Raw genomic sequence first — 20,590 nt, 5'->3', positions numbered from 1 at the left:
GTCACCAGTGCCGCCCCGTGGGGAGTTCGGTCAGCGACGGCGTCGACAGGTGCAGCACCTCGTACCGGCCCGGGGCTTCGTCGGCCCACAGCACGAACCGCACCAGCTGCCAGTGCGCCGGGTCGAACGCCAGCGCCGCGCTGTGGACGTGGTCGTGCGCGGTCAGCTCCCGCAGGTCCGCGATCGCCGCGTCGAGGTCCTCGGGCATCGCGGTGACGTCGCGGGTGGCGGTGCGGGCCGCGTCGCCGGGGCCTCGTTCGAACGCGATCCCGGTCCAGTGCCGCACGGGCGGCCGCCCGAAGTCGTCGACGATGCCCTGGAACCCGCCTCCGCCCACCAGGAACCGGCTCATCGCGCCGATGTCGTGCCACAGGTAGAACGGCGCGTACTGGTTGACGGGTGAGCCCGCCGCGCGCTCGCGGATCAGGTACGCCTTGAGGCCCAGCCCCGCGAAGTCGTCGGTGCGGAAACCGCGGGTGGCGACGCGGCGGCGGATGATCGCCATGTCGTAGTCGGCGGGCAGGGGCAGCTCGTACTGCATCGCGTACACGTCAGGCGCCCGGGTACTCGTCGTCACCGACAGGTTCGCCCCAGGACGCGGAATCACCGTGCTCGTCGACGCCCTGCAAGGTCAGGTGCGACAGGCCGGTGGCCGGACCCGCGCCGTGCCAGTGCCACTCGCCCGGTTCCGTCCACACGGTGTCCCCGGCGGTGATCCGCTCGACCGGTCCGCCGCGCCGCTGCACGAGGCCTTCGCCCGCTGTGACGTAGATGAGCTGGCCGCGCGGGTGCCGGTGCCACGCTGTCCGCGCCCCCGGTTCGAATTCGACGTGGAAGTAGGTGAAGCCCTCCGGAGCGCCCGGCACGTTCGCCAGCCTCGTGGTGCCGGTGACCCAGTCGGCGGGGACCGGCAGCGGCGTGGCTTTGGTGATGTCCATGGCCCGTACTGTACATAGCAGTAGGTACAGAACTCGAGAGCGCACGACGAACGCCGCCCCCGGGCGGGGACGGCGTTCGAGGTGTGGCGGGCTCAGTGCGCGCCGGTGTTCTGCTGCTGGTCCTGTTGCTGCTTCTGCTGTTCCTCCTGCCAGGCCTGTTCGGCCTGCTGCTGGATGTCGGTGAGCCCGCGGTCGATCTGCACGATGCTCTTGCCGCCCCAGCCGACGAAGTTCTTGGAGCTCTTGGCGTCCGACAGGGCCTTGAGCATCGGGTAGTAGTCCGGGTGCTTGTTCTTCAGCCAGGTGTCGACCCACTTCATCTTCGCGTAGCTGTCGCCGAACTTGTCCTTGAGCCAGCCCTCGTGCTTCTTGATCATGTCGACGTCGTACTTGCTCAGGTACGACGAGGGACCGGACGGGCGCGGCGTCGGTTCCGGCGTCGGAGTGGGTTCCGGTGTCGGCGGACGGGTGCCGGCCGGGGTGGGCTCCGGCGTGGGCGGCGGGGTGCTGCTGGGGGTGGTGTGGGTGCTGGGGGTGGTGACCGCCGTTCCTGGGCCCAGGGGGAACGGTTCGTCCGTGGTGAACGCCTGTCCGATCCCATCGTTGGGCTTCGGCTGCGAGTTGACCGGCGGCGGGTTGCCGGGTCCGAACGGCCGCGAGAAGTTGGGGACGGGGCCGGGCCTGCCGTTCGCGCCGCTGGACAGCGTGTCCAGCTCGTGCCCGGCGCTGCCCGGACGCGAGGCCGGCTGGACCGACTCCGCGAGCTGGCTCAGCCGGCTCTGCGTGCGGGCGCCGTGGGCGGCGAGCCCGGTGAGCTTCGTCGCCATCTCGCTCACCTTCACGCAGGTCGTGACCACCACCTTCGTGACGCCGACGGCGATCGACGCGCCGAAGGTGAACGCGGCCATGGCGAGCGCGATCAGCATCGTGGCGATGATGTCGCCGAGGACCGTCGTGATGATGTCGCGCAGCAGCGAGCGCACCGCGGAGATCAGGGCACCGGTGGTCTCGACCATGTAGCCCGCGACGTCGGCGGCCTTGGCGTTGGCGTCGATCCAGCCGCGCCGGTCGTTGATCGACTTCACGAAGCTGTCGTGGCCGGCGCCCTCCCACTTCGTGATCTGCGCCTTGAGCGCGGCGTCGAGGTCGGTGGCCGTCATCCGCAGCGACTCGCCGATCTTGTGCAGCTCGTTGGCGAGCTTCGTGACCTCGGACGGGTTGCCCGCGACCTGGTCCAGCGGCCACCGGAGGAACGACACGTGCTCGATCAGCCAGCCCAGGCCCGCCGCGATCAGCTTCGCGAGGGGGTCCATGACGAACGCGACGGTGTCGAGCACGGCGCTGGCGATGTTGACGCCGAGTTCGACGCTGACGGCGGCCAGGTCCGCGCCGTGCGCGTTCTGGACCTTCCCGATGGAGTCGGCCACCATGTGCCAGCTGTCGATGACGCCGGCACCGGTCGTGGAGTTCGACGCGTCGACGGAGAGGGTCACCGGCCCAGCTCCGTGCTGAAGGTGCTCAGGCCCTGCGCCGCGTTCGAGTCCTGGCTCTCGTAGGCGTCCGCGGCCTTGTTCACGTCGGTCGCCGCGCTGCCGATGTCGCCGGCGAGGTTCCTGATCTCCGAGGTGATCACGGCCATCGTGATCCGCGACGGGACGGCGAGCACCTGGGCGAGCAGGATGCCGAAGGCCGCGTTGTCGAAGCCGTTCGCGGCCTGCATGCGGTTCGCGGCGTCCTGCACGGCGGGCTGGGTGGTGTTCGACAGGTACTGGCTGAAGTTCCGCAGCTCGGCCGGATCGACCGAGAACCCTGCTCCGGATACCACTGGTTGTCCTCCCTACCAGGGACTGTTGTCTTCGTCGTCCTCCTCGGGCGCCGGCCGGGACGGACGGCGGCGCGGAGGTGGTGGCTGCTGGGCGCGCGGCGGCGGGGGAGGCTCCTCCACGACGTCGGGCTCGGGGGTGAAGGTGTCGCTGTCGTCCTCGGTTTCGTCGTCCTCGGCGGCGGGCAGGAAGTCGTCGAGCAGCGCACGGGCCGTCGAGTTCTCGCCGACCATCCCGGTGAACGCCTCGGCGACCTCGGCGGACACCTCGCGCTGCGCGCGGCCGATCAGCTCCATGACGAGCCGGGAAAGCGCTTCCGGAGGACGCTGGAAAGCACGCGCCCCGAACCGGATGTCCTGCAGCGCCCCGTTCGGGCCGACGGTCACCGAGACCGCCCCGTCCGGTGCGCTGGCCGTCGCGATGGCGGTGCGGAGCCGTTCCTGCGCTGCCGCGGCCTTGGCCTGGATTTCCTCGAGTTCGGCGGTGAACGCGGCCACCGGGTCGCCGCCGCCGGGAGGTGCTGACTGGGTCACTTCGTCCTCTCGCGGGAGAGTTCAGCAGAGCCCTTGGAGTGAACCAGCGCCTCCTGAACGCCAGGCGACGCGTGCACGGCCGGTAGCTGAACGCGACGAGGAGGGGAGCAGCCGATGGTGCCGGGAATCCATTGTGGACATCTCGAAGTGCGGGTCGCCGCGCAGGTGGTTAGTGTCTTTCCGTGGCGGATGAGAAGGAGAAGCTGGTCCCGCGGCTGCGCAGGCGGCACCCGTGGATCGACCACCTGTTCAGGGCCAACGACGCGTTCGGCGAGCGCTACGGCAACCACTACGCCGCCGCGATCACGTACTTCAGCGTGCTGTCGCTGTTCCCCCTGCTGATGGTCGGGTTCTCGATCGTCGGATTCGTCCTTTCCGACAACCAGACCGCGATCGACGAGCTGCGCCGCGGCATCCTGTCGTCGGCACCGGCCGGGCTCGGGGACCTGTTCAACACCCTGATCCAGGCGGCGATCACCGCTCGCGGCGGCACCGGGATCCTCGGTCTGCTGCTGGCCTTCTACTCCGGCATCGGCTGGATGACGAACCTGCGTGACGCGCTGACCGCGCAGTGGGGGCAGGAGAAGAAGAAGCTCCCCGTGGTGTCCACGACCTTGAAGGACCTCGCGTCGCTGGTGGGGCTGGGGCTCGCGCTCGTGGTGTCGTTCGGCCTGACCGCGATCGGCGGCGGGGTCGGCAAATGGCTGCTGCGGCTGGTCGGCCTGGAGGACCAGGGGTGGGCGCTGTTCCTGCTCACCGTCGCGACCGTGGTGCTGTCGCTGCTGGCGAACATGCTGGTGTTCCTGTGGGTGCTTTCGCGCCTGCCGCGGGAGAAGGTGGCCGTCCGCAGCGCCGTGAAGGGCGCCATCATCGCGGCGATCGGGTTCGAGGTGCTGAAGCAGGTCGGCAGCATCTACCTCGCGAGCGTCGCGTCGTCGCCGAGCAGCGCGGTGTTCGGGCCGATCATCGGTCTGCTGGTGTTCGCGAACCTCGTGTCGCGGTTCCTGCTGTTCGTCACCGCCTGGACGGCGACGGCCAGGGAGAACCTGGTCACGGTGGTGGAACCGCCACCGCCCGCGGTGATCCGCCCGGTCGTCGAGGTCCGGCGCGGCCCCGGTGCCGGCTCGGTCGCGGGGGCGTTCAGCGTCGGCGCGGTGCTCGCGTTGCTGGGGCGGCGGAAGCGCTAGCTGTCGTGACCTGACAGGTTGTGGATGGTCAGGGCAGTCGGGTGATGGGTGGGTGGCCTTGTAGGGCGGAGTGTGGGCGTTCAGTGTTGTAGTGCTGGACGCATGCTGCCGGGTGGTCAGGCGGTGGGTGTTGGAGGTCCAGGGTTGGGCGTAGGCGAATTCGGTGAGCAGGGTGCGGTCGAAGCGTTCGGCTTCGCCGTTGGTCCAGGGGCAGCCGGGTTTGGTGAACCGGCGGCGTAGGCCGAGGGCGGTGCAGACTGCGCGCCAGGTGCTGCCAATGCGGCCGCCGCCGGACCGGCATCCCGGTGATCGGGTCCATTGCTGACAGTGGCGGCACCTGGTGGCGGCGCAGGACACGCCCCACGATGGAGGCCACCAGTCCCAGCCGGCCCGCGATGAACACCGCACCCCGATGGCACCGTTGCCGTAGCGCCAGGATCGCCGCCTCGGTTTCGGCAGAAACGTGGGTGGGGCTGTGGTGCGGGCGCGAGTACCGATCCACCAACCCGGCCTCGCCCTCCTCCCGGTGCCGGGCCAGCCACTTGTACACCGTCGAGCGCGCCCCCCAGCTGTTCAGCGATCCGAGCCGGCGGCCATCCCGCCTCATAGCGCTGCACGATCAACTGCCGGGCAAAGGGTGCCGTGCGTGCATTAGCGTGAACCACGAGGACCTCCAGGATCGAGCGTGAGTGCGTCGCAACACACGCCGTCCACAACCTCACGAGCCACGACAGCTGGCGAGGCTGTGGCGCGTGGTTCGATGGCCGCGCGGGGCGCCCTCAGCGCACCCGGCGCCGGTGGCGGCCGAGGAAGAAGCCGGCCCCGATGAGCAACGCCACGACGAGCGTCACGAGCCAGCCCGTGGTGCCGAACGCGTCCCGCTGGGTGCGGGCGCCCGCCTGGGGCGCGGTGCCCGCGGAGGCCTGCGCCGACTCGTCGCCGGTGGCGGCCTGTGCCTCCGGCTCGACCAGCTGCCCCACCGAACCCTTGCCGGACTTCGCCAGCGCGAAACCGTAGTCCAGCAGCTGCGCCGCCTGCTGCACGACCTGCGTCGGCCGCATCTCGGCCCGCATCATCACCACCGCGAGCCTGCGCCCGCCCTGCGCGGCACCGCCGACGTAGGTGTGCCGGGCATCGTCGGTGAAGCCCGTCTTGCCGCCGAGGAACCCGGGGTACACGCCGAGCAGCTTGTTGTCGTTGATGATCGAGAACGCCGGTTTCCCGTTCTGCGCCGGGAACTGGTACGCCTTCGTGGACACGGCCCCGGCGAAGGCCGGCTGCCGCATCGCGGCGTGGAAGATCAGGCTCAGGTCGTACGCCGACGTCGACATGCCCGGCCCGTCCAGCCCCGACGGCGTGGCCGCGCGGGTGTCCTTCGCGCCCAGCGACGCCGCCATCGCGTTCATCTTCCGCAGCGTCTCGGGCACCCCGCCGAGCGCGGTCGCGAAGGCGTGCGCGACGTCGTTGCCCGAGTGCATCAGCAGCCCGTGCAGCAGCTGGTCGACGGTGTACGAGTCACCGGCGGCCAGGCCGAGGCACGTGCACTCCTGGCTCGCGTCCTCCAGCGTCGGGTGGATGACGTCGCCGGGCTTGAACTCGTCGATCACCACGAGCGCCAGCAGCGTCTTGATGAGGGACGCGGGCCGCTCCCGCGCGTGCGGGTTCTTCGCCGCCAGCACCGCACCCGTGTCGAGGTCCTGCAGCACCCACGACGCCGCCGTGGTCTCCGGCGGGCTGCTCGCACCGGCGGGGTAGACGTACCCGCACTCGCCCAGCCGCGCGCCGCCGACGGGCTCGGCGGGCACCGGCAGCGGCGCGGGGGACGGCTGACCGGGAGGCGGCTGCTCGGAGGTGTCCACCGGGGGCGGCGGCGCCTGCTGGTCGGGGCAGGTCTGGACCGCGGTGGCGGGTCCGGCACCCAACAGCAAACCGGACAACAGGATCAGCACGACACCCAGCACCCCACCGACACGCACCGGAAGAGCCTAGTTCACGGCCGTCTCGGTTCCCCGTGAAAACCCCGAATCCGATCGGGGGATACTCGATCCATGTCTCGACGTGTGGCGCTGTTCCTGCTGGCCTTCGGCGTGTGGTCCTGGATCATCTGGATCACCTTCGTGAAGAACCTGTGGGCCAGCGACAATTCGTGGGCACCGGACGGTTCCGCCACCGCTTTTTTCGTCGTGCACCTGGTTTTGGCGATCGTCTCCTTCGTGCTGGGCACGATCATCGGGGTCCTCGGCTGGCGCGGCCTGCGCGCCGGCCGGAAGGTTTGAGGCCGCGTCAGGGTTTCTTCGCGAGGACGAGCCTTCCCGCCGGGGTCGCGGCGATCCGCGGGTCGGCGAACCCGGCCGCGGACAACTCCTCCGCCAGCGCTTCCGCCGAACGCCCGAAGTCGGTGCCCTGCTGCCGGTGGAACAGCAGGTCGAGGCGAACGCGGACGGTCGGTTCGGCCTGCTGCGGCAGGATCTCCTGCACCAGCAGCAGCCCGCCGGGCCGCAGCGCGTCGAAGATCCGGGCGAGGGTGTCGGCGCGGGCCTCGGTGGCGAAGAACGCCTGAGCCCAGTAGCAGACCGCGAACTCCGACACGTCCTTCAGGTCGCGGGCGTCGATGGCGCGGAGCTCGACCCGGTCGGCCACTCCGGCGTTTTCCGCACGCCGCCGAGTCTCCTCGATGACCTCGGGCACGCTTTCGACGCCGACCGCGCGGAGTCCGGGGAAGGCCGTCAGCGTGGTGAGCAGGGCGCCGCCCTTCCCGCTGCCGACGTCGAGCAGCGGACCGCCTTGTTCGAGGCGGTCCCGGAATTCGGGCAGGGCCTCATAAATCACCCGGTACAGCTGCCGCGCGTCCTCGGTGGGGCCGACACCCCAGTCGCGGGCGAGCACCAGCGCCTCCGCCGGGGTGAAGCCCGGGACCACCGGCTCGGTGGCCAGCGCGATCCGGTTGCTCGCCAGGTCCACGGCCTCGAGCGTCGACGACAGCGTGATGCCTTCGCCCCCCTCGACGAGGGCGTCGAACGCGGGGGTCAGCCGGAACGTGTCCGCCTCGGCCTCCGCCACCCCGGCCGCGACGAGCAGCTCCAGCACCGACCGCACCCGCTCGGCGGGAACGCCCTGCGCCGCCAGTTTCTCCACGGTGGCACCACTTCGCAGCTGGTCCAGCCAGCCGGCCCGGTGCGCCGCCCGGACGAGTTCGACGAGTTCCCTGCCTTCGGCCCAGCTCTTCAGCGTGGCCCGAGCCGTCATCGCGGCCTGCAATCTCTCCACGTGTCCAGCGTTCCAAACGGCCCGGGCGGCGTGGAGATCATGAGGGCGTTCGTGCACGATCGTTGCCCTTGACGAAAAGGGGCCCGGCGGGAGGAAATCCCGCCGGGCCCCTTTCCGGGAAGGTGGTCAGACGCGCTTGAACAGCAGCGCCCGCTTGACCTCCTGGATCGCCTTCGTCACCTGGATGCCGCGGGGGCACGCGTCGGTGCAGTTGAAGGTGGTGCGGCAGCGCCACACGCCCTCGGCGTCGTTCAGGATGTCCAGCCGCTCCTCGGAACCCTCGTCACGGCTGTCGAAGATGAACCGGTGCGCGTTGACGATCGCGGCCGGACCGAAGTACGAGCCGTCGTTCCAGTACACCGGGCAGGACGACGTGCAGGCGGCGCACAGGATGCACTTCGTGGTGTCGTCGAAGCGCTCCCGGTCGGCCTGCGACTGGATCCGCTCGCGCGTGGGCTCGTTGCCGTACGCGATGAGGTACGGCTTCACCGCGCGGTAGGCCTCGAAGAAGGGCTCCATGTCGACGTAGAGGTCCTTCATCGTCGGCAGGCCCTTGATCGGCGCGATGGTCACCGTGGTCTGCTTACCGTCCTTCGCGAGCAGGTCCTTGACCAGCACCTTGCACGCCAGCCGGTTGATGCCGTTGATCTGCATCGCGTCCGAGCCGCAGATGCCGTGCGCACAGGAACGCCGGAACGACAGCGTGCCGTCCACGTAGTTCTTGATGCTCATCAGCACGTTCAGCACGCGGTCGGTCGGCAGCGCCGGGACGTCGTAGGACTCCCAGTGCGCCTCGGTGTCGACCTCCGGGTTGAACCGCAGGATCTTCACCGTGATGGTGACCGAGCCCTCCGGCGCGGGGATCTGCCCCGACAAGCGCTGTGTCGTGTCCTCGCTTATCGCAGTCATCAGTACTTCCGCTCCATCGGCTCGTACCGGGTGAAGACCACCGGCTTGTAGTCAAGCCGGATGTCGGCCGTGAACCCGTTGATCCCCAGCGGGGCGTCCGGGTCCTCCTTCTCCGGCAGCATCTTGTACGACATCGAGTGCCGCATGAAGTTGACGTCGTCGCGGTTCGGGTAGTCCTCGCGGGCGTGGCCGCCACGGGACTCCTTGCGCGCCAGCGCCGCGTTGACGAGCGCCTCGGCCAGGTCGAGCAGGAAGCCCAGCTCGATCGCCTCGAGCAGGTCGGTGTTGTACCGCTTGCCCTTGTCCTGGATGGCGATGCGGCCGTAGCGCTCCTTGAGCCGCTGCACGTCGGTCAGCGCCGTCTTCAGCGTGTCCTCGGTGCGGTAGACCGCGGCGTTGGTGTCCATGGTCTGCTGCAGCTCGGTGCGGATGTCGGCGACCCGCTCACCGCCGTGCGCGGTGCGCAGGTGCTCGACCATGCCCTCGACGAGGCGGGCCGGGTTCTCCGGCAGCTCGACGTGGTCACGGCCCTGCGCGTACTCCGCCGCGGCGATCCCGGCGCGGCGGCCGAACACGTTGATGTCCAGCAGCGAGTTGGTGCCCAGCCGGTTCGCGCCGTGCACGGACACGCAGGCGCACTCGCCGGCGGCGTAGAGCCCGGGGATGACGGTGTCGTTGTCCCGCAACGCCTCGCCGTGCACGTTGGTCGGGATCCCGCCCATCGCGTAGTGCGCGGTCGGGTACACCGGCACCGGCTCCTTCACCGGGTCCACGCCCAGGTACGTGCGGGCGAACTCGGTGATGTCCGGCAGCTTGGTCTCCAGCACCTCGGCACCCAGGTGCGTGCAGTCGAGCAGCACGTAGTCCTTGTGCGGTCCCGCGCCGCGGCCCTCCAGCACCTCCAGCACCATCGACCGGGCGACGATGTCACGCGGCGCGAGGTCCTTGATGGTGGGGGCGTAGCGCTCCATGAACCGCTCGCCGTCGGCGTTGCGCAGGATCGCGCCCTCGCCGCGGGCGCCCTCGGTGAGCAGGATGCCCAGCCCGGCCAGGCCTGTCGGGTGGAACTGGTAGAACTCGATGTCCTCCAGCGGCAGGCCCTTGCGGTAGTAGATGCCCATGCCGTCACCGGTGAGCGTGTGCGCGTTCGACGTGGTCTTGAAGACCTTGCCGAAACCACCGGTGGCGAACACGATCGACTTCGCCTGGAAGACGTGGATCTCACCGGTCGCCAGCTCGTAGGCGATGGCGCCCGAGGCGACCGGGCCGTCCTCGGTGTCGGTCAGCGTGATGTCGAGGACGTAGAACTCGTTGAAGAACTCGATGCCGTGCTTGACGCAGTTCTGGTACAGCGTCTGCAGGATCATGTGGCCGGTGCGGTCCGCGGCGTAGCAGGCCCGGCGCACCGCGGCCTTGCCGTGGTCGCGGGTGTGCCCGCCGAACCGGCGCTGGTCGATCTTGCCCTCGGGCGTCCGGTTGAACGGCAGGCCCATCTTCTCCAGGTCGAGCACCGCGTCGATGGCCTCCTTGGCCATGATCTCCGCGGCGTCCTGGTCGGTGAGGTAGTCACCGCCCTTGACCGTGTCGAAGGTGTGCCACTCCCAGTTGTCCTCTTCGACGTTGGCGAGCGCGGCGCACATCCCGCCCTGCGCGGCACCGGTGTGCGAACGCGTCGGGTAGAGCTTGGTGAGGACCGCGGTGCGGGCCCGCTGCCCCGCCTCGATGGCGGCGCGCATCCCGGCACCACCGGCGCCGACGATCACCACGTCGTACTTGTGGAACTGCATATCCGCTTCCTTGGTGGTGGGGTCAGCTGATGTTCGGGTCGAACGTGAAGATGACCAGGGTGCCGGTGAACAGCACGACGACCATCGAGAAGTAGAGCAGCATCTTCAGCCAGAACCGCGTGGTGTCCTTGCGGGCGTAGTCGTCGATGATCGTCCGCAGCCCGTTGCCACCGTGGATCTCGGCCAGCCACAGCATCAGCAGGTCCCAGACCTGCCAGAACGGCGAGGCCCAGCGGCCGGCGACGAAACCGAAGTTGATGCGGTGCACGCCGCCGTCAAGGATGTTCATGATCAGCAGGTGGCCGAGCACGAGGAAGACCAGCAGGATGCCGGAGATCCGCATGAACAGCCAGCTGTAGAGCTCGAAGTTGTTCCGCCGGGCGGCGGGGCGCCGCGGGGAGCGCGGCTTGTCGAGCGCCAGTGCCTCCTGGCTCATGACGCGTCACCTCCGAACAGGATCGACGCGGTGCGCCAGAGCATCGCGACGGCACCGGGGATCATCACGACCAGCCAGACGACCACGATCGTCCACAGCATCGGCTTCTGGTACTTCGTGCCCTTGGACCAGAAGTCCACGAGGATGACCCTGATGCCGTTGAGCGCGTGGTAGAGCACCGCGCCCACCAGACCGACCTCCATGAGGTTCACGATCGGGGTCTTGTAGGTCTCGATCACCGAGTCGTAGGTCTCCGGCGAGACCCGGACCAATGCGGTGTCGAGCACGTGGACGAAGAGGAAGAAGAAGGTGAGTACCCCGGTGATCCGATGCAGGACCCAGGACCACATGCCGGGGTCGCCCCGGTAGAAGGTCCCCTTCCGGCGTGAGGCACCCGCCCGATCGCTCGCCTCCGCCGCGCTGCTTCCAGCGGCGGGGGTAGCCGTGGTGGACATCGGTGAACGGCCTCCAACGTCGTGGTTGGACTGTGCCCGTGGCAGTGGAACGTCAACGAGCTTGGATAAACGGATGCTAAACCCGCGCGCGGGGGCGCACTCAACGCCGGGTTCCCGGGTGTGATCGACCAGACACCGAGCGCGTGGCCCGCATCACTCCACCTGGTGATCCTCACGCCCCGTAGCAGGACGATCGCCCTGCCGGAGCAGTAACAAACATTTAGGTTACGGGCAGTGGCTTCCGTGCAGGCTTCCGTTCACCGCCCGGTACGGTTCGCCAGTCGAGCCCGGCGAATTCGCCGGGCCGGTCTCGGGACCGTCGTACCACGGCGGGGAGGGAGAAAGAGCGTGCGTAGAACGCGTGCCGCGATGCTGACCGCGACCGCGCTGGCGGGCGTGCTCGCACTGGCCGGATGTGCGAAGGACTCCGGCAGCGGCGGCAGCAGCAACAACAACGCGTCCGGCAACGCCGGGTCCTGCGTCACCGCGACCGCGCCGTCCGCGGCCGCCGCCGCGACGTCCTCGAGCGCCGCGGGCGCCAAGGTCGACGCGAGCGGCCTGCGGATCGGTCTGGCCTACGACATCGGCGGGCGTGGTGACGCCTCGTTCAACGACGCGGCCGCGGCCGGTGTCGACAAGGCGAAGACCGACATGGGCGTGAAGGACGTGCAGGAGAGCACGGCTTCGCCGACCGAGGACGAGGCGGCCAAGGAGCAGCGGCTGACGCAGCTGGCCGGCGGCGGGTACAACCCGATCGTCGCGGTGGGCTTCGCCTACGCGGAGGCCGTCGGCGCCGTCGCGCCGAAGTACCCGAACACCAAGTTCGCGATCATCGACGACGACTCGGTGCAGCAGCCCAACGTGACGCCGCTCGTGTTCGCGGAGGAGCAGGGCTCGTTCCTGGCCGGTGTCGCCGCGGTGTACAAGAGCAAGAACTGCCACATCGGCTTCGTCGGCGGCGTGAACACCCCGCTGATCCAGAAGTTCGAGGCCGGTTACCTGGCCGGTGCGAAGGCCGCGTCGAGCAAGGTCCAGATCGAGGACGAGTACCTGACCCCGGCCGGTGACAACACCGGGTTCCAGGACCCGACCAAGGGCAACGCGAAGGCCGCGGCGGAGATCGCCGCCGGTGCCGACGTGGTCTACCACGCGGCCGGTGCCTCCGGTAAGGGCGTGTTCCAGGCGGCCAAGGCGTCCAACGCGCTGGCCATCGGGGTCGACTCCGACCAGTACAACCAGCAGACGGTGGCCGAGTACAAGGACGTGATCATGACGTCCATGCTCAAGCGGGTCGACGTCGCGGTCTACGACTACATCCAGGCCGTCGCGACGAACAACCTGGCCTCGCTGCCGAAGCGGTTCGACCTCAAGGTCGACGGCGTCGGCTACGCCACGTCGGGCGGCAAGGTCGACGACATCAAGTCGGTGCTGGAGGGCTACAAGCAGGCCATCATCTCCGGCCAGATCACGGTGCCGACGACACCGCAGAAGTAGTTACCACCTCGCGTGCGGGGCTCGGGAGGGCGACCCTCTCCCGAGCCCCAATGGTGTTTTGAAGCGGCGGAGCCGCTTGCGGTGGGCCGCCAACCGGCACCGCCGCGGGTTCTGAGGTGGCTCCTCGCGAGGACAGCGCCGACGTGGTGACCTGGCGGTCATGAGGAGGCGATCCCGGAGCGAGGGGCCACCTCAGGTTCCGCCACCCGCACCGCCAAGCAAATCCCTTCAGAACACTTCTACGCCTTTCGGGGAGTCTCCCAACCATGACTGAGCAACCACCGGTGGTGGAGCTGCGGGGAATCACGAAGCGGTTTCCCGGCGTGGTCGCCAACTCGGACGTGAACCTGACGATTCGCGCCGGTGAGGTGCACGCCGTCTGCGGCGAGAACGGCGCGGGCAAGTCCACCCTCATGAAGATCCTCTACGGGATGCAGCAGCCCGACGAGGGCACGATCGCCGTCAACGGCGAGGAGGTGCGGCTGCGCAACCCGCAGGACGCCATCCGCGCCGGCATCGGCATGGTGCACCAGCACTTCATGCTCGCCGACAACCTGACGGTGAGCGAGAACGTCCTGCTGGGCGCGGAAAACCTGCACGGCATCGGGCGCCGCGCGAAGGCCAGGCTGACCGAGCTGGCCAAGCAGACCGGCCTGAACGCCCCGCTCGGCGCGCTCGTCGAGACGCTCGGCGTCGCCGACCGGCAGCGCGTCGAGATCATCAAGGTGCTGTACCGCGGCGCGAAGATCGTCATCCTCGACGAGCCGACCGCGGTGCTGGTGCCGCAGGAGGTCGAGGCGCTGTTCGACACCGTGCGGTCCATGCGCGAGCAGGGCTTCACGTTCATCTTCATCTCCCACAAGCTCGACGAGGTCCGCGCGATCGCCGACACGGTCACGGTGATCCGCCGCGGTACCACCGTCGGCACGGCGGACCCGAAGCAGATCAGCACGCGTGAGCTGGCCGAGATGATGGTCGGTTCCGAGCTGCCCAGCCCCGAGACCCGCGAGTCCACCGTGACCGAGCGGGCCGTGCTGCGGGTGACCGGGCTCCGGCTCGACGCCGAGGGCAGCGACCGCGCGATCCTCGACGACGTCTCGTTCACCGTGCACGCGGGCGAGGTGCTCGGCATCGCCGGTGTCGAGGGCAACGGCCAGACCGAACTGGTCGAGACCATCATGGGCATGCGGAAGGCGAGCCGCGGCCGCGTCGAGCTCGTCGAGGCCGACGGCACCGCACGTGAGCTGACCAGGCTCGGCACGCTGGCGCGGCGCGAGGCGGGGATCGGCTACATCGCCGAGGACCGCACGCGGCACGGCCTGCTGCTCACGCAACCGTTGTGGGCCAACAGGATCCTCGGGTACCAGACGCGCAAACCGGTCTCGAAAGGACAGTTGCTCGACATCGCGGGCGCGCGCCGGGACACCGGGCGCATCGTCGCCGACTACGACGTCCGCACGCCGGGCATCGACGTGCCGGCCGCCGCGTTGTCTGGTGGGAACCAGCAGAAGCTCATCGTGGGGCGGGAGCTTTCGGGCAACCCCGTGCTGCTCATCGCGTCGCACCCCACGCGGGGTGTGGACGTCGGTGCGCAGGCGCTGATCTGGGAGCAGATCCGCGTGGCGCGCCACGAAGGGCTCGCGGTGCTGCTGATCTCCGCGGACCTGGACGAGCTGATCGGGCTCTCCGACACGATCCGCGTCATGCTGCGCGGCAAGCTGGTGAGCGAAGCCGACCCGGCGACGGTGACGCCGCAGGAACTCGGCTCGGCGATGACGGGGGTGGAGGCGGCGTGACTTCCTGGCGTACCAAGGTTCTCCCGCCGCTGCTGGCGATCGTCTTCTCACTGCTCATCTGCTCGGTCGCGCTGCTGATCTCCGGCTCCGACCCGCTGAGCGCGTACTGGACGATGCTCAAGCAGCTCGGCCAGGGCACCACCGCGGTGGACACGGTGAACCTCGCGACGGTGTACTACCTGTCCGCGCTGGCGGTCGCGATCGGCTTCCAGATGAACCTGTTCAACATCGGGGTCGAGGGCCAGTACCGGTTCGCCGGGGTGTGGGCCGCGATCATCGGCGGCGCCCTCCACCTGCCGCCGGTGCTGCACGCGCTCGTGATCATCGTCGTCGCGGTGGTGGCTGGCGTGGTCTACGCCGCGATCCCGGCGATCCTCAAGGTGACGCGCGGCGTGTCCGAGGTCATCTCGACGATCATGCTGAACGCGGTCGTCGGCGGGATCGTCGCGTTCCTCATCAACCCCGACCAGTTCGGCGTGCTGACCGGAAACAACCTGCGCACGCAGGTCATCGACCCCTCCGGCCGCGTGCCGGGCATCCCGCTCGGCGACGCGAGCCTGTTCGGGTTCGTGATCATCGTCGCGGTGATCGGCGCGGGCTACTGGTTCCTGCTCAACCGCACGCGGTTCGGCTTCGAACTGCGCGCGAGCGGCGAATCGCCGACCGCGGCGGCCGCGGGCGGCGTGAACTCCAAGCGCATGACGCTCATCGCGATGCTGCTCTCCGGTGGTGTGGCGGGGCTCGTCGCGATGCCGGAGCTGCTCGGCCGCGACTTCAGCTACGCCATCACCTCCACCCAGGGCTACGGCTTCACCGGCATCGCGGTCGCGCTGCTGGGCCGCAACCACCCCGGCGGGATCGCGCTCGGCGCCCTGCTGTGGGCGTTCCTGGACAAGTCCGCCGTCTCGCTGGAGACCGTCAACGTGCCGAAGGAGATCGCGACGATCATGCAGGGCGCGATCGTGCTGTCGGTCGTGGTGGCCTACGAGGTCGTGAAGCGGGCCGACCTGGCCGCCGCGCAACGCCGCGTCGGCCGGGCGCTCTCGGGCGGGAAACCGGCTTCGGTCGCGGAAGGCGGTGCGATCTGATGGCGCTCGGAACGGCTCAGGCCGGCGACGCGACGACCGTGCCCGTGCCGCCGAGGCGGCGGCGGGTGCCCGGCTGGGCGCGTGGCGTGCTGTGGGCGGTCGGGATCATCGCGGTGCTGTCCACGGCCTCGTACCTGACCGGGGTCAACACGCTGACCTCGACGAACACCGCGCAGACCGCGCTGCGCCTCGCGCTGCCGATCCTGCTGGCCGCGCTCGGCGGGCTGTGGGCGGAACGCGCCGGCGTGATCAACATCGGGCTCGAGGGCATGATGATCCTCGGCACGTGGGGCGCGGCCTGGGGTGCCTACCACGGCGGCCCGTGGCTGGGCCTGCTCGCGGCGATGGTGTTCGGTGCGCTCGGCGGGCTGCTGCACGCGGTGGCGACGGTGACGTTCAACGTCAACCACATCGTCTCCGGTGTGGCGATCAACCTGCTCGGGCTGGGAATCGCGAAGTACCTCTCGACGCTGATCTTCCAGCCCCTGTCCGGAAACCCGCGGCAGTCGCCGACCGTGCCTGTGTTCGACACGTACTCGGCGACGTTCCTGTCCGACTGGCTGCGTGACCTGGAGAACCAGCAGCGTGTCGGCATCTCCGACGCGGCCGGGCTGGTCGACGGGCTCGTCACGGGGGTTTCGCCGCTGACGATCATCGCGATTCTGCTCGTGCCGGTCAGCTACCTGGTGCTGTGGCGGACGCGGTTCGGGCTGCGGCTGCGCTCGGTCGGGGAGAACCCGGTCGCGGCGGAGTCGCTGGGCGTGAACGTCTACGCGTACAAGTACGTGGGCGTGCTGTTCTCGGGTGCGCTGGCCGGGATGGGCGGCGCGGCGCTGGTGCTGCTGCAGGGCGGCGGCGGGTACCTGGAGAACCAGACCAACGGCCGCGGTTACATCGGCCTGGCCGCGATGATCTTCGGCAACTGGCGGCCGGGCGGCCTGCTCGGCGGTGCCGCGTTGTTCGGGTACGCCGACGGTCTGCAGCTCGCCGGTGGTGGCAAGGCGGTGCTGGCGCTGCTGTACGGCGCGGTGCTGCTGCTGGTCGTGGTCGTGGTGGTGCAGCTGATCCGCCGGCAGTGGATCGCGGCGGCGCTCGGTGTCGTCGGCGCGGGGATCCTGTACTGGATCTACTGGTCGAACGACTCGCTGCCCGGTGACCTGATCCCGTACACCGCGCACGTGGTGACGCTGATCGTGCTGGCGGCGGCTTCGCAGCGGCTGCGGCCGCCGAAGGCCGACGGGGCGCGGTACCGGCGTGGTGAAGGGGATTGACGGGTGTCCACTGTGGACTGGGATGCGCTGCGGGCGGAAGCCGTGCGGGTGGCGGAAAGCGCTTACGCGCCTTACTCGAAGCTCCGGGTGGGCGTGGCGGGCCTGACCGACGACGGGCGGGTCGTGCAGGGCTGCAACGTGGAGAACGCCTCCTACGGGCTCGGCCTGTGCGCCGAGTGCACGATGGTGGGGCAGCTGCGGCTGTCCGGCGGCGGCCGCCTGGTGGCGGTCGCCTGCCGCTCCGGCGACGGGGACCTGCTGATGCCGTGCGGCCGCTGCCGCCAGCTGCTGTACGAACACGGCGGACCGGAGTGCCTGGTGGACACCCCGTCGGGCATCCTGCCGATGTCGTCGGTGCTGCCGGACGCCTTCGGCCCGGACGACCTGCCGTGATCACCGCGGTCGACGTCATCCGCGCGAAGCGGGACGGTGGGCGGCTGTCGGACGAGCAGATCGCGTGGGTGGTGGACGCCTACACGCGCGGAGCCGTGGCCGAGGAGCAGATGGCCGCGCTGGCGATGGCGATCTTCCTGCGGGGCATGGACGCCCGCGAGACCGCCACGTGGACCGGCGCGATGATCGACTCCGGGGAGCGCCTGTCGCTGGCCGTGGACCGGCCGACCGTGGACAAGCATTCGACGGGCGGGGTCGGCGACAAGATCACCCTGCCGCTGGCCCCGCTCGTCGCGGCGTGCGGGGCCGCCGTGCCGCAGCTGTCCGGGCGCGGGCTCGGGCACACGGGCGGCACGCTCGACAAGCTGGAGTCCATCCCCGGCTGGCGGGCGGCGCTGTCCACCGACGAGATCACGCGGCAGCTCAACGACGTCGGCGCCGTGGTGTGCGCGACGACCGAGGGGCTCGCGCCCGCCGACCGGAAGTTGTACGCGCTGCGGGACGTCACGGGCACTGTCGAGTCCATCCCGCTCATCGCGAGTTCGATCATGAGCAAGAAGATCGCCGAGGGCTCGTCGGGGCTGGTGCTGGACGTCAAGTGCGGCTCGGGCGCGTTCATGAAAACCCCGGAGCAGGCGCGGGAGCTGGCGCGCACGCTCGTCGAGATCGGGACCGCGCACGGGGTCGCGACGACGGCGCTGCTGACCGACATGTCCGTGCCGCTGGGCCGGGCCGTGGGCAATGCCGTGGAGGTCGCGGAGTCGGTCGAGGTGCTGCGTGGCGGGGGACCGGCGGACGTCGTCGAGCTGACGGTCGCGCTGGCGCGGGAAATGCTGGCGCTGGCGGGCATCGACGCGGACCCGGCGGCGGTGCTCGCGTCCGGGGAGGCGTACGAGACGTGGTGCCGCATGATCAGCGCCCAGGGCGGCGACCCGGAGGCGCCGTTGCCCGTCGCCGAGCACGTGCACGTGGTGCCCGCGCCACGCGACGGGATCCTGGAGCAGCTGGACGCCTATGCCGTGGGCGTCGCGGCGTGGCGCCTCGGCGCGGGACGGGCACGCCGCGAGGACCCGGTCCAGCACGCGGCAGGCGTTGTCCTGCAAGCGAAACCCGGTGATCGGGTCTCGGCGGGGGAACCGTTGCTGGAGCTGCGAACCGACACGCCGGAGGCAGTGGCGGGAGCTCTGGAGGCGCTGGAAGGGGCCGTCGTCGTCGGCGACGGGCCCGTGTCTCAGCGGCCTTTGGTGCTGGAGACCGTGCGCGCTTAGAGCATCACCGCGCGCTCGACGCACTCGCGGAGCAGCTGACGACGGCGTTCGTGGTCCTCGGCCGGGTCGTCCGGCGTGGCGGCGTGCATCCCGCTGACCGGTGACCACGCGAAGGCCATCGCCAGGACCATGGTGAACAGGTCGAGCGGATCCCCGGGCCGGACGCGACCCGCCGCCTGGGCGGCCGCGATGGCCGAGAGTTTGGCTTCGTCGTTCGCGCCGTCGGAAAGCCTGCCGGTCGGACGGCGCTCCAGCCGCAGCCAGGTCATCAACCGGACCAGTTCGGGGTGGCGCAGGGTCTCGTCGTACATCGCCACCGCCCAGCCGGGCAGGTCGTTCGCGTCGAAGCGGACGGCGTCGACGAGCCGGTCGGCCCGGTCGGCGACGACCGCGTCGAACAACCCGTCCTTGTTGCCGAAGTAGCCGTAGAGCTGCGCCTTGTTGGTCTGGGCCGCCGCGATGATGCGGTCCACCCTGGCGCCGGCGATGCCGCGTTCCGCGAACTCCACCGCGGCGGCGTCGAGGATGCGCCGGCTGGTCGCGGCGCCACGCGGGGTGGTCGGCAGTGCGGGCACGGGAACAACCCTAACAGACGAACCAGTCTGTTTGCGTGTACGCTGGAAACAGACCGAATAGTCTGTCTGGAAGGATTCCCATGCGAACGACCACTGGCTGGCAGAGCGCCGGCGGCACCGAACTGCGGCGGCTCCCGTTCGAGCGTCGCGACCTGCGTGACGACGACATAGCCGTGCGCGTCGACTACTGCGGGGTCTGCCACAGCGACCTGCACGCGCTCCAAGGCCTCACCGGCAAGCCGACCGAGGGGATGGTCCCGGGGCACGAGTTCACCGGCACCGTCACCGAGGTCGGCCCGTCGGTGACGGACTTCGCCGTCGGGGACCGCGTCGCGGTCGGGACCATCGTCGACTCCTGCGGGAAGTGCGCGATGTGCCAGGCGGGGCAGGAGAACTTCTGCCTGGAGGGCGGCGTCAACACCTACGGCGGCACCGACCGCATCGACGGCACGGTGACGAAGGGCGGCTACAGCCGCGAGTACGTGCTGCGCGACAAGTTCGCCTACCGGCTGCCCGACGGGCTCGACCCGGCGGCCGCGGCGCCGTTGCTGTGCGCGGGGATCACGACCTGGGAAGCCATGCGTGCGGCCGGCGTCGGGCCCGGCAGCAAGGTCGCCGTCGCCGGGCTGGGCGGTCTCGGGCACCTCGCCGTGAAGTTCGCCGCCGCGCTCGGTGCCGAGGTCACCGTGCTCAGCCGCACCCCGGACAAGCTCGACGACGCGCGTCGGCTCGGCGCCACCGACCTGGTGGTCACCAGTGATGAAGCGCAGCTGCGCCAGTCGGCTTGGCGGTTCGACCTGGTGCTGGACACCATCCCCGGGCCGCACGAGCTGTCACCGCTGGTCGATCTCCTGACGCTGGACGGGACGCTGAGCGTGCTCGGCTACCCGCTGCAGGAGCCCGCGCCGCTGATCAAGCTGGTCTACGGGCGGAAGAAGGTGACCTCGTCCGGGACCGGCGGGCGGCGGGGCACGGCGGAGATGCTGGCTTTCGCCGCTGAGCGCGGGGTGGTTGCCGACGTCGAGGTGCTGCCGTCCGGGCGGGTCGGGGAGGCCTTGGAGCGGTTGGCTCGGGGGGATGTGCGGTACCGGTTCGTGCTGGATCTGGCTGATTTGGGTTGATCGTCGGGGTGGGGCTTGGGGCTGGGGGTGGGGGTGCGGCTTGTGTGCCCGGCGCTGGCGCGCCTGCTTGAGCGGCCCCACCCCCGCCCACCCTTGACTCGCCGGAGCGGCCGTAAGTGCGGCTGGGGATCGGGGCGGGGGTGGGTGTGGGCGGTGTGGCCGCTCGCGTTGCATCGCCGGGCGGCGGTTGGGTGCTGTGGGCATGAAAAAGGGCCCTCCCGCTCTGTGGAGTAGTGGGAGGGCCCTTGT

22 protein-coding genes are annotated in these 20,590 nt (G+C 70.0%); 9 read left to right on the top strand and 13 right to left on the bottom strand.

Features of this window, described 5'->3' with window-relative positions; all coding sequences use genetic code 11:
- Position 1 precedes the first annotated feature (1 nt).
- From BMZ92_RS06960 to BMZ92_RS06940, 5 genes are all read right to left on the bottom strand, one after another.
- Positions 2–577 carry a DUF4865 family protein gene (locus tag BMZ92_RS06960; RefSeq protein ID WP_342743470.1) on the bottom strand — a complete coding sequence of 192 codons (576 nt, stop codon included), beginning with the start codon at positions 575–577 and terminating at the stop codon, positions 2–4.
- A complete protein-coding gene (locus BMZ92_RS06955; RefSeq protein ID WP_091504916.1) occupies positions 552–938 on the bottom strand; it encodes a cupin domain-containing protein in 387 nt (128 codons plus the stop codon). The genes BMZ92_RS06960 and BMZ92_RS06955 overlap by 26 nt, the downstream gene beginning before the upstream one ends.
- 92 nt (positions 939–1,030) lie before the next feature.
- Positions 1,031–2,431, bottom strand: a complete 1,401-nt coding sequence (locus BMZ92_RS06950; protein WP_091504915.1) for a WXG100-like domain-containing protein — start codon at positions 2,429–2,431, stop codon at positions 1,031–1,033.
- A complete protein-coding gene (locus BMZ92_RS06945) occupies positions 2,428–2,763 on the bottom strand; it encodes a hypothetical protein (protein ID WP_091504914.1) in 336 nt (111 codons plus the stop codon). The genes BMZ92_RS06950 and BMZ92_RS06945 overlap by 4 nt, the downstream gene beginning before the upstream one ends.
- A gap of 12 nt (positions 2,764–2,775) precedes the next feature.
- The gene (locus BMZ92_RS06940) at positions 2,776–3,294 is read right to left on the bottom strand and encodes a YbaB/EbfC family nucleoid-associated protein (RefSeq protein WP_091504913.1); all 519 of its coding nucleotides are present in this window, start codon (positions 3,292–3,294) and stop codon (positions 2,776–2,778) included.
- Between the two features lie 182 nt (positions 3,295–3,476).
- Between BMZ92_RS06940 and yhjD the strand changes: the two genes are divergently transcribed.
- Positions 3,477–4,481 carry an inner membrane protein YhjD gene (yhjD, locus tag BMZ92_RS06935; protein ID WP_091504912.1) on the top strand — a complete coding sequence of 335 codons (1,005 nt, stop codon included), beginning with the start codon at positions 3,477–3,479 and terminating at the stop codon, positions 4,479–4,481.
- 28 nt (positions 4,482–4,509) lie between these two features.
- On the opposite strand, the gene BMZ92_RS06930 is transcribed toward yhjD, so the two are convergent.
- Together BMZ92_RS06930 and BMZ92_RS06925 are read right to left on the bottom strand one after the other, a co-directional pair.
- Positions 4,510–5,088 (bottom strand): helix-turn-helix domain-containing protein, encoded by a 579-nt coding sequence (locus BMZ92_RS06930; RefSeq protein ID WP_425425797.1) that lies wholly within the window; start codon positions 5,086–5,088, stop codon positions 4,510–4,512.
- A 172-nt stretch (positions 5,089–5,260) separates the two neighbouring features.
- Complete coding sequence (locus tag BMZ92_RS06925) at positions 5,261–6,457, bottom strand: D-alanyl-D-alanine carboxypeptidase family protein (RefSeq protein ID WP_425425796.1); 1,197 nt, start codon at positions 6,455–6,457, stop codon at positions 5,261–5,263.
- A gap of 72 nt (positions 6,458–6,529) precedes the next feature.
- Between BMZ92_RS06925 and BMZ92_RS06920 the strand changes: the two genes are divergently transcribed.
- Positions 6,530–6,757 (top strand): SCO4848 family membrane protein, encoded by a 228-nt coding sequence (locus BMZ92_RS06920; protein WP_091504911.1) that lies wholly within the window; start codon positions 6,530–6,532, stop codon positions 6,755–6,757.
- A 7-nt stretch (positions 6,758–6,764) separates the two neighbouring features.
- Here the strand turns inward: BMZ92_RS06920 and BMZ92_RS06915 are convergent, their stop codons facing one another.
- The 5 genes from BMZ92_RS06915 to sdhC all read right to left on the bottom strand — a co-directional run bounded on the left by BMZ92_RS06915 (position 6,765) and on the right by sdhC (position 11,335).
- The gene (locus tag BMZ92_RS06915) at positions 6,765–7,748 is read right to left on the bottom strand and encodes an SAM-dependent methyltransferase (RefSeq protein ID WP_143249813.1); all 984 of its coding nucleotides are present in this window, start codon (positions 7,746–7,748) and stop codon (positions 6,765–6,767) included.
- A gap of 126 nt (positions 7,749–7,874) precedes the next feature.
- A complete protein-coding gene (locus BMZ92_RS06910; protein WP_091504909.1) occupies positions 7,875–8,657 on the bottom strand; it encodes a succinate dehydrogenase iron-sulfur subunit in 783 nt (260 codons plus the stop codon).
- Complete coding sequence (sdhA, locus tag BMZ92_RS06905; RefSeq protein WP_091504908.1) at positions 8,657–10,444, bottom strand: succinate dehydrogenase flavoprotein subunit; 1,788 nt, start codon at positions 10,442–10,444, stop codon at positions 8,657–8,659. Before sdhA ends, BMZ92_RS06910 begins: the two co-directional genes overlap by 1 nt.
- A 22-nt stretch (positions 10,445–10,466) precedes the next feature.
- Positions 10,467–10,880 carry a succinate dehydrogenase hydrophobic membrane anchor subunit gene (locus tag BMZ92_RS06900; protein WP_091504907.1) on the bottom strand — a complete coding sequence of 138 codons (414 nt, stop codon included), beginning with the start codon at positions 10,878–10,880 and terminating at the stop codon, positions 10,467–10,469.
- On the bottom strand, positions 10,877–11,335 hold the full coding sequence (gene sdhC / locus BMZ92_RS06895) for a succinate dehydrogenase, cytochrome b556 subunit (protein WP_091504906.1): 459 nt from the start codon (positions 11,333–11,335) through the stop codon (positions 10,877–10,879). The genes BMZ92_RS06900 and sdhC overlap by 4 nt, the downstream gene beginning before the upstream one ends.
- A gap of 369 nt (positions 11,336–11,704) precedes the next feature.
- On the opposite strand from sdhC, the gene BMZ92_RS06890 reads away from it, so the two are divergent.
- From BMZ92_RS06890 to BMZ92_RS06865, 6 genes are all read left to right on the top strand, one after another.
- On the top strand, positions 11,705–12,829 hold the full coding sequence (locus BMZ92_RS06890) for a BMP family lipoprotein (RefSeq protein WP_091504905.1): 1,125 nt from the start codon (positions 11,705–11,707) through the stop codon (positions 12,827–12,829).
- 266 nt (positions 12,830–13,095) lie between these two features.
- Entirely contained in the window at positions 13,096–14,625 is a 1,530-nt protein-coding gene (locus BMZ92_RS06885) for an ABC transporter ATP-binding protein (protein WP_091504904.1), read from the top strand.
- Complete coding sequence (locus BMZ92_RS06880; protein WP_091504903.1) at positions 14,622–15,713, top strand: ABC transporter permease; 1,092 nt, start codon at positions 14,622–14,624, stop codon at positions 15,711–15,713. The genes BMZ92_RS06885 and BMZ92_RS06880 overlap by 4 nt, the downstream gene beginning before the upstream one ends.
- On the top strand, positions 15,713–16,984 hold the full coding sequence (locus BMZ92_RS06875) for an ABC transporter permease (RefSeq protein WP_091504902.1): 1,272 nt from the start codon (positions 15,713–15,715) through the stop codon (positions 16,982–16,984). The genes BMZ92_RS06880 and BMZ92_RS06875 overlap by 1 nt, the downstream gene beginning before the upstream one ends.
- A 12-nt stretch (positions 16,985–16,996) precedes the next feature.
- Entirely contained in the window at positions 16,997–17,377 is a 381-nt protein-coding gene (locus BMZ92_RS06870; RefSeq protein ID WP_091504901.1) for a cytidine deaminase, read from the top strand.
- On the top strand, positions 17,374–18,645 hold the full coding sequence (locus BMZ92_RS06865; RefSeq protein WP_091504900.1) for a thymidine phosphorylase: 1,272 nt from the start codon (positions 17,374–17,376) through the stop codon (positions 18,643–18,645). Before BMZ92_RS06870 ends, BMZ92_RS06865 begins: the two co-directional genes overlap by 4 nt.
- Here BMZ92_RS06865 and BMZ92_RS06860 read toward each other — a convergent pair.
- A complete protein-coding gene (locus BMZ92_RS06860; protein ID WP_091504899.1) occupies positions 18,642–19,220 on the bottom strand; it encodes a TetR/AcrR family transcriptional regulator in 579 nt (192 codons plus the stop codon). The two genes, BMZ92_RS06865 and BMZ92_RS06860, sit on opposite strands and share 4 nt — an antisense overlap.
- 80 nt (positions 19,221–19,300) lie before the next feature.
- Between BMZ92_RS06860 and BMZ92_RS06855 the strand changes: the two genes are divergently transcribed.
- Positions 19,301–20,341 (top strand): NAD(P)-dependent alcohol dehydrogenase, encoded by a 1,041-nt coding sequence (locus tag BMZ92_RS06855; RefSeq protein ID WP_091504898.1) that lies wholly within the window; start codon positions 19,301–19,303, stop codon positions 20,339–20,341.
- The last annotated feature ends 249 nt before the right edge of the window (positions 20,342–20,590 follow it).

Source organism: Amycolatopsis sacchari, assembly GCF_900114035.1.
Lineage (GTDB): Bacteria > Actinomycetota > Actinomycetes > Mycobacteriales > Pseudonocardiaceae > Amycolatopsis_E > Amycolatopsis_E sacchari.
The sequence above is the reverse complement of the archived record's forward strand: the minus strand, read 5'-3'. Positions and strand labels throughout refer to the sequence as shown.

What these genes read in the sequence shown, in the direction of transcription:
- sdhA (WP_091504908.1), bottom strand. Translation starts at nt 10,444, where the DNA reads ATGCAGTTCCACAAGTACGACGTGGTGATCGTCGGCGCCGGTGGTGCC.
- BMZ92_RS06890 (WP_091504905.1), top strand. Translation starts at nt 11,705, where the DNA reads ATGCTGACCGCGACCGCGCTGGCGGGCGTGCTCGCACTGGCCGGATGT.
- BMZ92_RS06885 (WP_091504904.1), top strand. Translation starts at nt 13,096, where the DNA reads ATGACTGAGCAACCACCGGTGGTGGAGCTGCGGGGAATCACGAAGCGG.
- BMZ92_RS06900 (WP_091504907.1), bottom strand. Translation starts at nt 10,880, where the DNA reads ATGAGCCAGGAGGCACTGGCGCTCGACAAGCCGCGCTCCCCGCGGCGC.
- sdhC (WP_091504906.1), bottom strand. Translation starts at nt 11,335, where the DNA reads ATGTCCACCACGGCTACCCCCGCCGCTGGAAGCAGCGCGGCGGAGGCG.
- BMZ92_RS06910 (WP_091504909.1), bottom strand. Translation starts at nt 8,657, where the DNA reads ATGACTGCGATAAGCGAGGACACGACACAGCGCTTGTCGGGGCAGATC.
- BMZ92_RS06955 (WP_091504916.1), bottom strand. Translation starts at nt 938, where the DNA reads ATGGACATCACCAAAGCCACGCCGCTGCCGGTCCCCGCCGACTGGGTC.
- BMZ92_RS06875 (WP_091504902.1), top strand. Translation starts at nt 15,713, where the DNA reads ATGGCGCTCGGAACGGCTCAGGCCGGCGACGCGACGACCGTGCCCGTG.
- BMZ92_RS06855 (WP_091504898.1), top strand. Translation starts at nt 19,301, where the DNA reads ATGCGAACGACCACTGGCTGGCAGAGCGCCGGCGGCACCGAACTGCGG.
- BMZ92_RS06930 (WP_425425797.1), bottom strand. Translation starts at nt 5,088, where the DNA reads ATGAGGCGGGATGGCCGCCGGCTCGGATCGCTGAACAGCTGGGGGGCG.
- BMZ92_RS06920 (WP_091504911.1), top strand. Translation starts at nt 6,530, where the DNA reads ATGTCTCGACGTGTGGCGCTGTTCCTGCTGGCCTTCGGCGTGTGGTCC.